This window comes from Streptomyces sp. NPDC002680 (assembly GCF_042889145.1).
Lineage (GTDB): Bacteria > Actinomycetota > Actinomycetes > Streptomycetales > Streptomycetaceae > Streptomyces > Streptomyces adonidis.
The window spans coordinates 1,463,154-1,478,800 of record NZ_JBIAQP010000001.1; the positions used below are offsets into that span (position 1 = coordinate 1,463,154).

At 67.7% G+C, this 15,647-nt stretch carries 11 protein-coding genes; 4 read left to right on the plus strand and 7 right to left on the minus strand.

Annotated elements, in window-relative coordinates:
* Window positions 1–8: 8 nt before the first annotated feature.
* The 7 genes from ACFYXF_RS06595 to ACFYXF_RS06625 all read right to left on the minus strand — a co-directional run bounded on the left by ACFYXF_RS06595 (window position 9) and on the right by ACFYXF_RS06625 (window position 8,925).
* Window positions 9–1,451 carry an APC family permease gene (locus tag ACFYXF_RS06595; RefSeq protein ID WP_389348419.1) on the minus strand — a complete coding sequence of 481 codons (1,443 nt, stop codon included), beginning with the start codon at window positions 1,449–1,451 and terminating at the stop codon, window positions 9–11.
* A gap of 584 nt (window positions 1,452–2,035) precedes the next feature.
* On the minus strand, window positions 2,036–2,893 hold the full coding sequence (locus ACFYXF_RS06600; protein ID WP_389348420.1) for a citryl-CoA lyase: 858 nt from the start codon (window positions 2,891–2,893) through the stop codon (window positions 2,036–2,038).
* A 424-nt stretch (window positions 2,894–3,317) separates the two neighbouring features.
* Complete coding sequence (locus ACFYXF_RS06605; RefSeq protein WP_389348421.1) at window positions 3,318–4,106, minus strand: SDR family NAD(P)-dependent oxidoreductase; 789 nt, start codon at window positions 4,104–4,106, stop codon at window positions 3,318–3,320.
* 283 nt (window positions 4,107–4,389) lie between these two features.
* On the minus strand, window positions 4,390–5,184 hold the full coding sequence (locus ACFYXF_RS06610; protein ID WP_389348422.1) for an alpha/beta fold hydrolase: 795 nt from the start codon (window positions 5,182–5,184) through the stop codon (window positions 4,390–4,392).
* A 165-nt stretch (window positions 5,185–5,349) separates the two neighbouring features.
* Window positions 5,350–6,750, minus strand: coding sequence for an MFS transporter (locus ACFYXF_RS06615; protein ID WP_389348423.1), 1,401 nt, complete (start codon window positions 6,748–6,750; stop codon window positions 5,350–5,352).
* Between the two features lie 48 nt (window positions 6,751–6,798).
* A complete protein-coding gene (locus tag ACFYXF_RS06620) occupies window positions 6,799–7,608 on the minus strand; it encodes an SDR family oxidoreductase (RefSeq protein ID WP_389348424.1) in 810 nt (269 codons plus the stop codon).
* Between the two features lie 102 nt (window positions 7,609–7,710).
* Complete coding sequence (locus ACFYXF_RS06625) at window positions 7,711–8,925, minus strand: PucR family transcriptional regulator (RefSeq protein ID WP_389348425.1); 1,215 nt, start codon at window positions 8,923–8,925, stop codon at window positions 7,711–7,713.
* A 140-nt stretch (window positions 8,926–9,065) separates the two neighbouring features.
* Here ACFYXF_RS06625 and ACFYXF_RS06630 point away from each other — a divergent pair, with 140 nt between their 5' ends.
* The 4 genes from ACFYXF_RS06630 to ACFYXF_RS06645 are packed head-to-tail and all read left to right on the plus strand — an operon-like array spanning window position 9,066 to window position 15,527.
* Complete coding sequence (locus ACFYXF_RS06630; protein ID WP_389348426.1) at window positions 9,066–10,238, plus strand: thiolase domain-containing protein; 1,173 nt, start codon at window positions 9,066–9,068, stop codon at window positions 10,236–10,238.
* Window positions 10,235–11,833, plus strand: coding sequence for an AMP-binding protein (locus ACFYXF_RS06635; RefSeq protein WP_389348427.1), 1,599 nt, complete (start codon window positions 10,235–10,237; stop codon window positions 11,831–11,833). The genes ACFYXF_RS06630 and ACFYXF_RS06635 overlap by 4 nt, the downstream gene beginning before the upstream one ends.
* Window positions 11,830–12,720 carry a hypothetical protein gene (locus ACFYXF_RS06640; RefSeq protein WP_389348428.1) on the plus strand — a complete coding sequence of 297 codons (891 nt, stop codon included), beginning with the start codon at window positions 11,830–11,832 and terminating at the stop codon, window positions 12,718–12,720. Before ACFYXF_RS06635 ends, ACFYXF_RS06640 begins: the two co-directional genes overlap by 4 nt.
* Window positions 12,717–15,527 carry an FAD-binding and (Fe-S)-binding domain-containing protein gene (locus tag ACFYXF_RS06645; RefSeq protein ID WP_389348429.1) on the plus strand — a complete coding sequence of 937 codons (2,811 nt, stop codon included), beginning with the start codon at window positions 12,717–12,719 and terminating at the stop codon, window positions 15,525–15,527. Before ACFYXF_RS06640 ends, ACFYXF_RS06645 begins: the two co-directional genes overlap by 4 nt.
* Window positions 15,528–15,647: the final 120 nt, after the last annotated feature.

The window sequence follows — 15,647 nt, forward strand, 5'->3', positions numbered from 1 at the left end:
CCGTGGGCTTACTGACGACCGATCTTGCTGTAGACCTCAGGCCGGGTACGCCGGTAGACGAGGGCCATGACGACGCCGATGACGAACACGCCGATGAGCGCCGCCAGCAGAAGCATCGCGAGGCCTGTGGAAGTGCCGAGCAGAAGAGGGAACTTCCGGACGGTCATCACCAGCTCAAAGGCCAGCCCGATGCCCGCGAGCACCGGCAACAGGACAGTGCTCCAGACGCTGAACTGGTCCTTGTGGCGCTTACGCAGGTACAGGGCGATGGCGATGTTCGCCAGGAAGATGGCGGCAACACCCGTGAAACTGGCCAGCCCGAGCGACGCCGCGAAGAACTTGTTGACATCGGCCCCGCTGAGCACGGTGAAGGCGAGGACCACCAATCCAATGCCGCTGGTGGCAAGAGAGGCCGCATGCGGAGATCCGTGCTTGGCGTGCACTCCACTCAGCCGGCGGGGCAGGATCCCGTCCGCACTCAGGTTGAACACGTAGCGGGCACTGATGTTGTGAGCTGCCAGAATCACGGCGAACGTGCTGGTAGTGACCATCACCGTCGCCAGGTCGAACAGGACGTGTCCGCCGAAGGTCTCGATACTTCCCAGGATCGACCCCGCGGGATCCGCGCCGGCGGTGGACACCGCCTTGTCGACTCCGAGGGAGTTGATGTAAAGCCAGGCCGTGCCCCCGTACAGAACCATCGCCACCGCGATGACACCGAAGGTCGCCCGGGGAACCGTACGAGTGGGCTGGCGCACTTCATCCCGGAAGAGCGCGGCGACTTCGAAACCGCCGTACATGCCGAGGCCGTACAGCAGTCCCACCGCGAAGGATCCGTCGAACCAGTGACTGGGCGAGAAGGGTGCCGCGGACAGGCCCGACGCTCCCCCCTGGAACATCACAGCGCCGTCATACACGACGATGACCGCGAGCTCGAGGAACAGGAAGACGGTCAGCACCTTCGCCGACAGGTCGATCTTTAGGTAGCCGAGTAGTGTCGTGGCGGCCCAGAGCAGGCCCCCCCACAGCCACCAGTCGACGTCGGGGCCGTGAAACGTGTCGCGAACCAGCGACTGGAACACCACGCCGCCGAACCCGTAGCTGCCGATGTTGACGCTGAGGTAGCCGACAAGGGCCAGGAACCCGGATCCCAGGCCGATTGCCCTCCCGAGCCCTGCCGTGATGTACACGTAAAAGGCACCAGGGTTCGGGAAGACTCTCGCCATTCTGGTGAACGGAACGGCGAAGGCAGCGACGATGAGGCCAGCCGCAAGGAACGCTATCGGCGTTCCCACCCCGTTGCCTATCCCCAGCATGATCGGAAGAACACCGATGACGACGACCAGCGGGGCGTTGAAGGCCATGACGCTGAAGAAGAGATGCAGAGCTCCGAGGTTTCCACCCAGGCGTGGCCCGGCGTCGGCGGAGACCACTGTGTCTGTTGCGCTCATTCGCAGCCTTTTCCATTCGAGGTAACCATCACTGCCGGAGCCGAGCCGCAGCCCGTGGTCGGTCCGGCTATCAGCTGCACGAAACCCACCGCGCGCGCATGATCCGCTTCGACGAAGTGGCAGTTCGGGCTGTCAAGCCCGAAGCGTGAAGCTGGTTTGGGTGGCTGAAGGCTGCCAGTCCTGTGCCACAGCAGGAATTGGGGATACGCCGAGACAAATGGCTGGATTTGGCACTTTTCCCAGAGAGACTTCAGCGTACTGGTCAGAAAGAGGGAGGCCCACAGCCCACCCATTCATCACCCGAGGTGCTGGGTGAGCGCAGCGTGGCGCGCGCCTCATCGTGCCGCCCTCGGATCCCTGCTCCGGTCCACACTGGCTGGCGCTCAGCTCCGCAGGCGGGTGCAGACCGCGGTGACCGAGACACCGACCGGGAAGTGGCCGGCTGCACCCGTCCCAGGCCCTCAGCGGCATCACACACTCTCCTTACTCAGCACTGGCCCCATACCGGCCGTTGTCACAGACGTGGCTGATGGCCAGGACTGGGAAGGACGGTAAGCAGGAACGAGCAGCGCGGGCATTCGACGTCAGCCCTGGGGCAGCTCACGCCATCGCTCGTCCCAGCCGGCCGCCTCGCGGGCGGCGGAGAATTCTCCCGTGGTCCCGGCCGTGTAGGCGACGGAATCCCTCGACACGATCCGGATCGGTTTGAGCGCGGCCAGTTCCTCGGAGACGTGCGCGATGACCCCCGGAAGTGTCGACAGGACGGCGAGGCCGGTGCCCTCCTCCGGGGTGAAGCCCAAGCTGAGCAACACCGCCGCCATGACACCCACGTCGTTGATCGGGATGTCCGACTTGCCGGGCAGCCGTGTGAATGCCCGATGGACCGCCTCATAGACCTCCGCGGCCTCACTCCACAGGCCCTCCTCCACGGCGACTCCCTTCAGCAGGGCGCCTCGCGGATCGACCTTCTTGAACACGGGATGCCCCAGCCCCGGCACGCGCTGCTTCGCCGCACGCAGGCGAGCGACCTTGGCGTCGGCGAACTCGTCGAGTGCGAGGCCGGAGTCTAGATACTCGCGGTGTGTCGCGACGATGAAGCGCCCCGTGTCCTCGGTGGCGAGCGTGTGCGCACCGACCGACATACAGGCTGCGGCCATACCGATGGCCATACTGGGGTTGGCGGAGACCGCGTACCGCGCGGCCACGGTGCCCGGCTTCTCGAGCGCGTAGTCAAGGACGCCACTGAGGACGGCGTCGAGGACGCGGGTCTCCCGGGGCGTCGGCACCCGTCCCCGGACCATGAGGAAAATCGCCGCGGTGAAGGGGATCTGGCCGACGAGATCCTCGAGGTCGTAGCCGCGGACGTAGACCTTGTCCCCGGTCAATGTACTGACGGCGGACGTCCAGTACGCGTCCTGTGCGGCTGTGCTGCCTGAGTCCACTTTTCCTCCGGGGTGTTCGCTTACTCTGCGACGTGGGTGGCGACCGCCCCTTGCCCTGTCCGCTTCCGGGGTCCTGAGCCGCTGCCGGGAAGGGCGCCGCCGCTCGGCTTCGGCGAAGGGACTCGCGCATGAGGAGGGGGCGCCTTGGCGAGAGGAGTGCGGACGGGGTCGGGCTCCGGCCGGATGACAGGACGGTAGGTGCAGTGGCATGAGGGCCGGTACTGGAGATCCACCTAACTTGCCGGGCGTGAGCCGTGACGCTTCCGGACCCGATCGCAGAACGTGGACGCTCACGGAACTTGACCTTCGACAGCAGATGCCAGGCGGTTCCGGCGGCCAGGATGGCTCCGATCCCCTCAGACCCGGGCCGGGGGACGGGATCAGCACTCTCCTGGGCGCGGCGACGCCACCGGTCTTGTCGACCTCACCGACACCGCGCCGACAGGCCACCATCGACTGGGAGGCAGACGCCGTTGACGTAGGCCGCCGCGTCGCTGGCCAGGAACACAGCCGCATGGGCGACATCCCATGGGCTACCCATGCGACCGGTCGGACTGGCAGCGTGACGGGCCTCAAGGGCCTCTGGATCGTCAGTGATCTGCTGGGTGACCAAAGGGGTGTCTATGAGACCGGGCAGTACGGCATTCGCGCGGATGCCGCAAGCGGCGTAGGTGAGAGCCAACGACACGGTCAGTTGATTCACCGCGGCCTTCGCCCCGCTGTAGACCGGGTAGACGTAGCCGGTGTCCCGAATGCTCGCGACGGACGAGACGTTCGTTATGACCCCCCTCCCGGCGTCGAGCATCGACGGCAGCACGTGGCGTGTCGTGAGGTAGGCACTGGTCAGATTGACGCGCAAGCCCGCCTCCCAGTCGTCCAGCCCGAGCTCGAGCACGGAGCCGGTGCGCGCAACGCCCACGTTGTTGTGGAGAACGTGCGGCACGCCGAGTTCCGCCACCACGGTACGCACCGCGGCCGCGACCTGGTCCTCGTCGGTGACATCGGCGGTGACAGCGAGGGCGGTGCCCCCGGTAGCGGTGATCTTCTTGGCGACCCGATCGGCCTCAGGGCCGACCAGATCCACCACGGCGACGAGCGCTCCGGCCGCAGCGTACGCCCGGGCGGCTGCCTCGCCGTTGCTGAGTCCGGCACCCGATGACCCCGCTCCGAATACCACGGCCACCCGGCCGCTGAGTTCGTGCACCGTGCTCACCGCACCCGACCCGCCTCGATGCGGTCCATCTCAGGGAACAGCACCTCGAAGTCAAAGGATGTGTATGCCCGGCCAACGCTGTTCATCAGACCTCTCTCCGAGTGTGATTCACCCGTACGTCCCGTGTGCCAACAGTCGTGCGAACCGCCGTGGATGACCACCGTCGCGGGGAGGGGAAACGGACCGGACCTTCCTCTCTTCGTCGAAGCGGCGGGCTCTACCTCAGTCGGCGCTTGGTTGACGAGGACGACACGGCCGGCGGGAACCATTCTGTGGTGCCGGCTCACGGAGTGGTTTCCAGGAACTGGAGCAGCCGCTCGTTGAAAAGGTCGGGCTCGTTCATGTGCGGCTCGTGACCGCTGTTCTCGAACATCGAGTAGCTGCCGCGCTGGACCTGCTGGGCGAACCACTCCATTCCCTCAGCGTGGTAATACGGGTTGAGGCGGCCGGTGACGACCCAGGTGGGAATGTCGATCCGCGGCAGCACGTCCCGCCAATCCGCGACGAAGTGGTCCAGCAGGAGCTGAGTGACCTGCTCGTGCGGATAGTGGTCGTGATGGTGTGCCAACTTGGCGAGTTCGCGGGTGGCTGCCTCCGGCATGTCCGGCTCACGGTCCAGCTCGCCCCACGGGTGACGCATGTTGGCCTGCTCCCACGCATGAGGCCATTCGACCCCGAACACTCCCCACTTCCAGGTCTCGTCGTTGACGATTTTCGGCGACTGGTCGACAGCGACGAAGCGGCGCACATCGCGCGTGCCGAAAAGGCTGAACAGGGCCAGCGACACCGATACACCCATCGAGTGACCGATCAGGTTGACGTCGGTCAGCTCCAGACCGTCCATCAGCTCTCGCAGGTCCAAGCCGTGCCGAGACATCCGCTGACCGAATGCGGCCTGGTCGGAGTCGCCGTGGTTGCGCTGATCGATGTTGATCACGCGGTAGCCGGCGTCGAGCAGCGCGCGCCGCTGGAAGGGCCAGTATCCGCGGTTGCCGGAGTAGCCATGGACGAGCAGGACCGGTGCGCCGGATCCCTCGTCGTCGTAGCAGATTCGCACGCCGTCGGAGGCGGTGAACATCAGTCCGGTTCCGCTCATGGTGGGGTGTCCTGCCTTTGCTGTGGGCGGCGGGCGCGCCGCGAAGGTGCCAGGGGTCCGGTCCAACCCGCCGCCGATCTGGATGCCCTGGGGGCGAAGACGGATGGAACGGTCAGGTGTCTCATAAAGTCGCGGGGTGGTCCTCGATCACGGGCACTTCGGAGGCGACGGCAGCGGGGCTGTCCGAAGGGTCGAGGACGCGTCCGTGGGCTGCGCCTCGTCCGCCGTTCGGGGGCGGAACCGCCTGCGGAAGGTCAGCAGCACGATCGCTGAAGCGGACATTACTACGCCGACAACCCAGAGGCCCGCCCTTGAAGTGCCGGTGAGGTCCAGGAGCCAGCCGGTGATGTAGGGAGCGGCGAAACCCGCGACGGCACCCATTGTGTTGACTACGGCGATGCCGCCGGCTGCGGCCGTGCCGGTGAGGAATGTCGACGGCAGGTACCAGAACACAGGGAATGCGGCGTAGATCCCGATAGCGGTGAGGCAGATGATCGCCATCGCCCCGGCTGGGGACTGCATGTACAACGCCACCGGAACGGTGATCGCGGCGAGGATGGTGGGTAAAGCGACGTGCCAGATGCGTTCGCCGGTCCGGTCCGAGTGCTGTGCCCAGATGACGAGGGCGATCGCGCCTAAGGTGAAGGGGATGGCGACGATCAGTGCCGATTGGAATATCGAGAAGTCGGTGTGGAAGCTCTTCGCGAACCCGGCGACGATGGTCGGCAGGAAGAAGGACAGGGCGAACAGGCCGTATCCCAGACCGAAGTAGACGAATCCCAGTACCCACACCCGGGCATCCCGCAGGGACTGGCGTACGGAGGTGTGGCCGCCGCCTTCCGCCGTGGCCGTTTGTTCGGCGGCCATGGTCGTGTCCAGCCATTCGCGTTCGTCGGGAGTGAGCCATTGGGCTTGGCGGGGTCGGTCGGTGAGGTAGAACCATGCGGCGATTCCGAGTGCCACCGTGGGCGCGCCCTCGATGAGGAACATGACCCGCCATCCGGCCAGGCCGAGGAATCCGTGCAGGTACTCGATGATCGCGCCCGACAGGGGGGCGCCCAGTGCGGAGGAGGCCGGCAGGGCGATCATGAACAGCCCGATCAGCCGGACTCTGACCGCCCGTGGGAACCACCACGTCATATAGAGCATGACGCCGGGGAAAAATCCCGCTTCGGCCACGCCCAGCAGGATTCGCCCGGTGTACAGCGTGGCCGGGCTGTTCACGAACGCGATGCCGATCGCGACGATTCCCCACGTGATCATGATCCGGGCGATCCAGCGTCGCGCGCCGAATCGGTGCAGCGCGAGGTTGCTCGGCACCTCAAAGAACACGTAGCCGACGAAGAACAGGCCGCTCGCCAGTCCGTACCCGGTTTCGCTGAGTCCCAGGTCCTGGCTCATGGTCAGTTTGGCGAAGGCGATGTTGGTGCGGTCCAGGTAGTTGAGCAGGTAGGCGACCGCCAGGAACGGGATCAGCCGGAGGGCGACCTTGCGGACGATGCGTGCCTGCAGGGCATCGGGGAGTGTCTGGGGCTTTCCTTGATGCATTGGGCCGGCTCCTTTACGGCTCAATTGAGGGGGACTGAGCGGGAACCGTTATCCGAGCGCTGCGCCACCGCACACGCGCAGCACCTGCCCGGTGACATACGCGGCCGCGGGCGAGGCGAGGTAGGCCACAGCCGCGCCGATCTCCTCTGGCTTGCCCATACGCGGGAGGATCTGCTGGCTGAAGTCGTACGCCACGTTTTCGGTGAGCACCGTGGCGATGGGACCAGGTGCCACCGAGTTGACCGTGATCCCCAGGGCGCCCACCTTTTTGGCAAGCCATTTGGTGAGGGCGATGACGCCTCCCTTGGAGGCCGCGTACGCGGGCCCGGAGCGTACCTGGTCCTCACTTCCCGAGGAGGCACCGCCCATGATGCCGCTGATCGAGCTGATGTTGATGATCGCGCCGGCGCGCTGCTCGCTCATCCAGGGGCTGATGGCGGCGCGGCAGAACAGGAAGGTGCCGCGGAGGTTGGTGTCGATGTCGCGGAACCATTCGTCGTCGGTGATCCCGGTCAGACTTGCCCGGGTGGCTGTCCCAGCGTTGTTGACGAGGATGTCCAGGCGCCCGAAGTGTTCGACGGTGTCGGAGACCACGTTCTCGACCTGCTCGCGTTCGCGCACGTCGACCGCCTTGCCTTCGTGGGTGCCGACGGGGAAGCCGTCACGTAGCAGGGCCACCGTCTCGCTCGGGTCGCGCATGTCGGCGACCATGACATGGGCGCCTCGCCGGGCCAGTTCCACGGCGATCGACTGGCCGATTCCACGGGCTGCTCCGGTGACCAGTGCGACTCTCCCTGTGAGGTCGAACGGGCCGGTTCCGGCTCGCGTCGCCTCGGTGGTAGGGCGAACGGTGCTCATGTCACATCCCTGGTGGCTGGGTGGTCAGTCCGGAGCAGGATGCGCCTTTGCGGCCGTGTGCCACTACAGCGGGACGTTGGAATGCGAACGCCGGTTTTCCTCTTACTGTCGAACTCCGGCGTGTATGAGGTCCATCATCGTGAGGCCCATGTGGAGCACGAGCCTGGTGCGGCCGTCTGTCAGATCGAGACCGGTGAGCTCACTGATGCGACCGAGACGGTAGTAGAGGGTGGTGCGATGGATGTTCAGCACCTGCGATGTCGCGGGACCTGAGCACGCGTTGTCCAGGTAGGCGCGCAGGGTCTCGGTGAGCTGGCGGCCCCGGTCGATGTCGAGGAGGCGGCGGAGCTCGACCGGCAGCGCGCTCGTGGTGAGTTCGTCGGCGGGGATGCGCAGCAGTGGGCCGTAGGGTCCGACGTCGGCCCAGACAGCGATGTCCGTGCCCAGTACTGACGAGGCGGCGCGGCGGGCCAGCCGTGCCTGGTCCGCTGTCTCCACGGCGCGGTCGAGGCCCTCGGCTGCGGATCCGACACCGGCCACCGGTGTGAAGCGGCCGGCGGCCATGTCCTGCACCCTCTCGACGATCCGTTGCGCGTGGCCGCGGCCGACGTTGTCGGCGAGGGGGGCGGAGCCACCGAGCAGCAGCAACGCACCGTCGGCGGTGACCGCGTGCAGTTCGGCCGTCGAGCCCTGCGGGCGGCTGAAGCTCACGGCATCGCGAAGTGCCATCTCGACATGGGCCGCGCTCACTGTCTCCGCGACGGGTATCACCCCTACGTCGATGGCTGTGACGTGCGTGAACCGGTTGAGCTCGTCGCCCGGGGCGAGGTCGGCCAGTGCGCGGCGACGCACTGTGGGTTCCTTGCTGACGAGGTCCCGGACGGCTCGTTCGCGGGCAATCGCGCCTTCGTCCCCAAGAGGTTGGCCCGCCAGCATCGGAGCGACGAGCTGTGCCGTGTCGCTGATCGTCGCGAACTCGGAGCTGGTGAGGGAACTGTCGGGGTCCATCACCAGCAGCAGGCCGAGGAGCTCACCGCGCCATCGGATGGGTACCGCGACACGGGCCTTCATCCCGATCTCCTCGTAGGGAGGGATGACGCCGGCGGTGGTCCAGGTCGACACCCCCTGGGCGAGGACGTGACCAATGGCTTTGGGGCCGGCGTCGCGGTGGAGGATCGCCTGGACACGGACCTGGTCCTCGTCGCCGAAGTGGGCGCTGCTGTAGAGCATGCGTACGGCTGGATCGTTGATCACGACGGACCGGTGCAGCTTCTGGGCGAGCTGGTCGACGATGGATTGGATCTCGTTGTCGGACACACGTTAATTCTACAGAGAGAGGAAGAGCCATCCTGTTTCCTCGTCCCCGGACGGTGCCCAGCGCCCCGTCTGCGCGGCATGGTGGGCCGACCGGGGCGTCTCGGGCGATGCCCCGCCGACTTCAAAGATGAAGGTTCTCGATGACCAAACCACCGCAGTTGATCGGATGGGCCCATACCCCGTTCGGCCGCCATCCGGACCATGACATCGAACGCTTGATCGCCACGGTCAGTGGCGCAGCTGTCGAGGACGCCGGGCTGGAACCCGGCGACATCGACGCCATCTTTGTCGGAGTGTTCAACAACGGCTTTTCGAAGCAGGGCTTCGAGGCCGCGCTGGTCGGTGCCGGCGCGCCCGCTCTGGCGTCCGTGCCTGCGGCCCGGGCGGAGAACGCGTGTGCCACCGGGTCGGCGGCCCTGTTCGCGGCCCTGGACCGGATCGAGGCCGGCCGTGCGCGCGCCGTGCTCGTGGTGGGCGCCGAGAAGATGACGTCGGTACCGGGATCAGAGATCAACAACATCCTGCTGAGTGGTTCGCACCGGCGTACCGAGGAGTCGGCGGGCAGTTTCGCGGGAGTCTTCTCGGGACTGGCCGACCGCTACGCCGAGCGGTACGGCGACCCGCACGACGCCATGGCGCGGATTGCGGCGAAGAATCACCGCAATGGTGTGGCCAACCCCTTGGCGCACATGCGCAAGGATCTGGGGTTCGACTTCTGTGCCACTGAGTCGGAGCGGAACCCGCGCGTAGTGGGACGGCTGCTGCGCACCGACTGTTCGATGGTGTCCGACGGCGCGGCCGCCCTGGTCGTCGCCGACGTCGACCTCGCGCGCACGGCGGCCCGTGCGGTCGCGGTGCGTGGCCGTGGCCAAGCCAACGACCACCTGGCGGTCGCCGCGAGGCCCGATCCCCTCGCCCTGGTCGGCGCTGCCGCGGCGTTCCACGGCGCGCTGGACGAGGCCGGAACCCGGCTGACGGAGCTCGATCTGCTCGAAACCCATGACTGCTTCACCATCGCCGAACTGCTGCAGTACGAGGCGTTCGGTATCGCCGCACCCGGCAAGGCCGCCGAGGTATTGGCCAGCGGCGCCACCGAGCGTGACGGGACATTGCCCGTCAACGTGTCCGGCGGCCTGAAGGCGAAGGGGCATCCTCTGGGCGCCACCGGCGTGTCCCAACACGTCATGGCTGCCATGCAGCTCGTCGGCGAAGCCGGCGAGCTGCAGCTGTCCACCGTCGACCGTGCGGCTGTGTTCAACATGGGCGGTGCCGCCGTCGCCAACTACGCCACCGTCCTGGAGCGGGCACGATGACCCCCGCCTATGCACGAAGGAACACAGAACTCAGCGGCGAGGCCGAAACGCCGCGGCACCGAGCGGTCAACCTCGCCCACCTGCTGACGCAGACCGCCCGCCGTGCTCCTGACGCCTGCGCGCTGGTGCACGGTCGAACGCGCTGGACGTGGCGGGAGCTGGACCGGCGGGTCTCGGCACTGGCCGCGCGCCTGCTCAAGCTCGGAGTCCGCCCCGGCCAGTGCGTGCTGCTGGACGGCCCGAACCAGCCGGAGTACGTACAGGCCATGTTCGCCGTGTGGCGTGTAGGGGCGGTGCTCGCACCGGTCAACGCGCGTTCGCATGACAGCGAACTCGTTCCCATCGCCTCCGTGTGCGAGCCCGTCGTGGTGATCGCGCACAAGTCGGCCGCTTCTCACGTGAGCGCGGTCGAATCGGTCGTCGGTCCAGGGCTGGTGACTTTGTGGCTGGAGGAGATCGGCTCGCTGTCCGACCCGGAGCGGGACATGCCGGATCACGGGGTCTGGGTCGGCGACGCCGCGTGGTACTTCTTCACCTCGGGCACCAGTGGCTCCCCGAAGGCGGCGGTGCTCACCCACGACCAGCTCGGCTACGTGATCACCAACCACATCGCCGATCTGATGCCGGGCATGACCGAGGCCGACCGGTCCCTGGTCGTGGCTCCGTTGTCGCACGGCGCGGGCGTGCACCTGCTGCCCCAGGTCGCGCGCGGGGCTGCCACCGTCATCCCGGTCTCGGCGAGCCTGGATCCCGCCGAGGTGTGGGAGCTCGTGGAATCCGAGCGGATCTCCAACCTCTTCACCGTCCCGACCATCCTCAAGCGCCTCACCGAACACGACTCGGTGCACGAGCGCGACCACTCGTCGCTGCATCATGTCGTCTACGCCGGCGCCCCGATGCCCCGCCGGGATCAGCAGCACGCCCGGGCGACGCTGGGAGAGGTCCTCGTGCAGTACTACGGGCTGGCCGAAGTGACGGGCAACATCACCGTCCTCCCGCCGCATCGGCACGACCACGAGCCTCCGGCGAATGTCGCGTACAGCACCTGCGGCTACCCGCGTACCGGGATGCAGATCAGCATCCAGGACGCGGAAGGCAACGAGGTCGCAGCGGGCGAGAGCGGGGAAATCTGTGCCGCGGGGCCAGCCGTGTTCCGGGGATACCTCAACAACCCGGATGCCAACGAGGCCGCCTTCCGCGACGGCTGGTTCCACACGGGCGATGTCGGGATGCTCGACGAGAAAGGCTTCCTCTACATCACCGGCCGGCTGTCCGACATGTACATCTCCGGTGGATCCAACATCCACCCCCGGGAGATCGAGGAGAAGATCCTCAGCCACCCGGCGCTCAGCGAGGCGATCGTGCTCGGCATGCCGGACGCGACATGGGGTGAGGTCGGTGTCGCCGTGTGTGTCCTCGCCGACGGCTCGTCCGTGACCGGTGAAGAGATCCGGCAGTGGCTGACCGACCGCATGGCACGCTACAAGGTGCCACGGCATGTCGTGTTCTGGGACCAACTGCCACGGTCCGGGTACGGCAAGATCGTGCGCCGTACGGTCCGAGATCGGCTGATCGAGCAGGGCTGGCAGTCATGACCTCAGGCTGGGCACAGCCCCTCCGCCATCCCGGAGCCGTGGCGGCGGAGCGCCGCGTCTCCGTGCCGACGACCAGCACACCGGCCCGAGTGACCCTGCCCGCCGGGGCGCGGCTCGTCGACGCCATGGCCCACGAGATCGAGGCGCTGGGTGCGAGTTCCGGTCAGGTCGAGCTGCTCGACGGGTCACTGTCCCGGGTCAGCTACTGCGTACCCGCGTTGTGCCACGACGGCACTACCGCGGTGACCTTCAGCTCCACCAGAGAAGCCGTGGCACCCGCGCGTCTGATCGCCGGGTCGGCCACGGTCGGGTTCAGGCAAGGGCGGCGTTTCGCCCACTGTCACGCCGCCTGGTTCGATGCGTACGGCGAGGTCAGAGGTGGGCACGTGTGGCCGGAGACCGTAATCGGCCCTGGTCCCGTCCACGCGGTCGTGCATGCCCTGCACGAGGCCGAACTCATCAACGACGACGACGCCGAGACCAGGTTGCCCGTCTTCGCGCCGCGCCCGGCCCAGCCCGGTGGGGCGAACGCGTCCGGGTCGGTGCGGGCGGTCATGTCCCGCGTAGCACCAGGAGTCCAGCTGGCCGAGGCCGTGCGCGACGTCATGCGGGAGAACGGGTTCGAGCGTGCGTCGATCGCGGGCAGTGTGGGCAGTCTGGTCGGTGCCGTCCTCCGGCGCGACGGTGGTGCGTTCGTCGTGGACGGGCCGGCCACCGAGGCGTCCCTGATCGGCCGCTTCGACCTGAGCGATCCCGCCGCCCCGTTCTCCTGGCTCAGCGGGGTGGCGATCGACCGGTTCGGAAACGTCCACCGCGGAGAGTTCGTCGACGAGGAGAACATCGTGGCCGTCACCTTCGAGCTGCTGGTCGAGGAGGTGACGCGGTGAAGCCCCTCGAGAGCCTCCGCGCGCACGGGTGGCGGGGAGGCGGCGCCAGCGACAGTCTGCTGGACCGGGTCGCCCAGGCGAACGACGCCTCCCATTACCTGCTCACGCCACAGGCTGTCGTGGTCGCCGAGGGCACGCAGGACGTCGCCAAGCTGATGACCGCCGCCGGCCGGGCCGGTGTCGCCCTGACGTTCCGCGCCGGCGGGACCAGCCTGTCCGGACAGGCGGTGACCGACTCCGTTCTGGTCGACACCCGCCGTGGCTTCCGGGGCATCGAGGTGCTCGACGACGGCCGCGCCGCGCGGGTGGAGCCGGGAGCCACCGTCGGCGCCGTCAACGCCGCTCTGCGACCCTACGGCACGAAGCTCGGCCCGGATCCGGCCAGCGAGTACGCCTGCACCATCGGCGGCATCGTCGCGAACAACTCCAGCGGGATGACCTGCGGCACGCATGCCAACCCATACCGCACCCTTCGTTCACTGCGGTTCGTCCTGCCCAGCGGCACCCTCGTCGACACCGGCGACGCCGACGCCGACGCCCGCCTGCGCGCGCTCGAGCCGGATCTGTATCGAGGGCTGCTCCTGCTGCGTGACCAGGTCCGCGAAAACCCGGCTCTGGTGACCCGTATCAGGGAACTGTTCGCCATCAAGAACACCATGGGCTACGCGGTCAACGCCTTCCTCGACTTCGACGCGGCCGCGGACATCCTCGCCCATCTCATCGTGGGCAGCGAAGGCACACTGGCCTTCATCGCCTCGGCGACTTTCACGACCGTGCCGTTGCTTCCCCACACCGGTACCGGGTTGCTGGTCCTGCCGGACCTGGTGTCGGCCGCCTCGGTGCTGCCCGCGCTCATCGACAGCGGCGCCGCGACGATCGAGTTGCTCGATGCTCAGTCGCTGCGTGTCGCCGCCGCCGACAAGGACGCCACCGAACGCCTGCGCGCGCTGCCCATCTCCCGACAGGCCGCGCTCCTCGTCGAATACCAGGCGCCCACGGTCCCGCAGCTGCAGAGCCTTCTCCAGGACGCGGAAGCACGCTTCGCATGGACCTCGGGCGGGGGCGACGAGCTCACGACGGACCCCGCGCCACGGGCCGCGCTGTGGAAGATCCGAAAGGGACTCTTCGCCGCCGTCGCCGGCGCCCGGGCAGCCGGGACGACCGCTCTCCTGGAGGACATCGCCGTTCCTCCCCCCGTCCTCGCGGACACCTGCGCGGAACTGACACGGCTCTTCGGCAAGCACGGGTACGACGACAGCGTCATTTTCGGGCACGCCAAGGACGGCAACATCCATTTCCTGCTCAGCGCCGAGTTCCACGACTCCGCCGGGGTGGACCGGTACGCGGCCTTCACCGAGGACATGGTCGATCTGGTACTGGGACGCGGCGGCACACTCAAGGCCGAGCACGGCACCGGCCGGGTCATGGCCGCGTACGTCCAACGCCAGTACGGCACCGAGCTCTACGACGTGATGCGGCGGATCAAGAGCCTGTGCGACCCACGCCGGATCCTCAACCCCGGCGTCCTGCTCACCGACGACCCGGCCATCCACCTGCGACACCTGAAAACGACCCCGCCGATCGAAGCCGAAGCCGACCGCTGCGTCGAATGCGGCTTCTGTGAACCCGTCTGCCCCAGCAAGGACCTCACCCTGACCCCTCGGCAACGCATCGTCACCCGCCGCGCCATCGCCGCCGCGCGGCAGGCCGGCGACGATGCGGCTGCAACGGAACTCTCCCGCGCCTACGAGTACTCCGGCGTGCAGACATGCGCGGCGGACGGGATGTGCCAGACAGCCTGTCCGGTCGACATCGACACCGGCGCGCTCGTCCGCAGGCTGCGCGCCGAAGGCCGCGGCAGGACCGCCCAGGCGATCGGCCGCACGGCTGCCCGCCACTGGGCCAGCGCGACGAAAGCCGCGGCGGCAGGGCTCACCATCGCCCACCGACTGCCGACCGTGTCCGCGGCAGCGACCGGTGCCGCGCGGAAGGTCTTGCCTGCGGAGGCCGTACCGCAGTGGTCACCCGAGCTGCCCCGCGGCGGCCACCCGAGGTCCGCCAGTCCGACGCCTCTTCCGGACATCGTTTTCCTGCCCAGCTGTACCGGGTCGATGTTCGGCAGCGCCGGCGACGTGTCCACGGCGGACGCGTTCCTGTCGCTGTGCGCGAAAGCCGGCATCCGGGTGGCCGTGCCCGACGAGGTGGCTGGTATGTGCTGTGGAATGCCGTGGTCGTCCAAAGGACTAGCCGACGGCGCCGAGGTGATGAGCCGCCGTCTCCACGCCGCGCTCCGGCAGGCCGGCGACGAGGGCGCCGTCCCGGTCGTTGTCGACGCGTCGTCCTGTACCGAAGGAGTTCGCAAGACACTGCCGTCCGGGATGCGTGTCGAGGACGCCACCGAGTTCACCGCACGCGACATCCTGCCGCAGGTGGACATCGAGCGAACCTCGGAAGTGCTGGCTCTGCACCCGACCTGCTCGTCGGTCCGCATGCACACCGACGACAGCCTGAAGATCATCGCCGACGCTCTCAGCGCACATGTCTTCATCCCCCCTTCATGGGGATGCTGCGCGTTCGCCGGCGACCGTGGACTCCTGCGCCCGGAACTCACCGACAGCGCAACCCGCCGCCAGGCTGCCGAAGTGCGGGAGTCCGGCGCCACCCTGCACGTCTCGTGCAACCGCACCTGCGAGCTCGGCATGACCCGCGCCGTCGGCCGACCCTACCGGCACATCCTCCAGGTGCTGGACGAGCGAAGCACAAGGAGGTCGGCGTCCGCGTCGATCCCGCCGCCGACGTCCACATGATCCACCATCTCAATATATGGGGATAACAACGGCTAACACAAAGAGGTGGATCGGCGCTGACGGCCGCGTCCAGGGCGGGAGTTGAGCGTTCCGTCTGGTGTGGGGATGTCGCCGTGGATC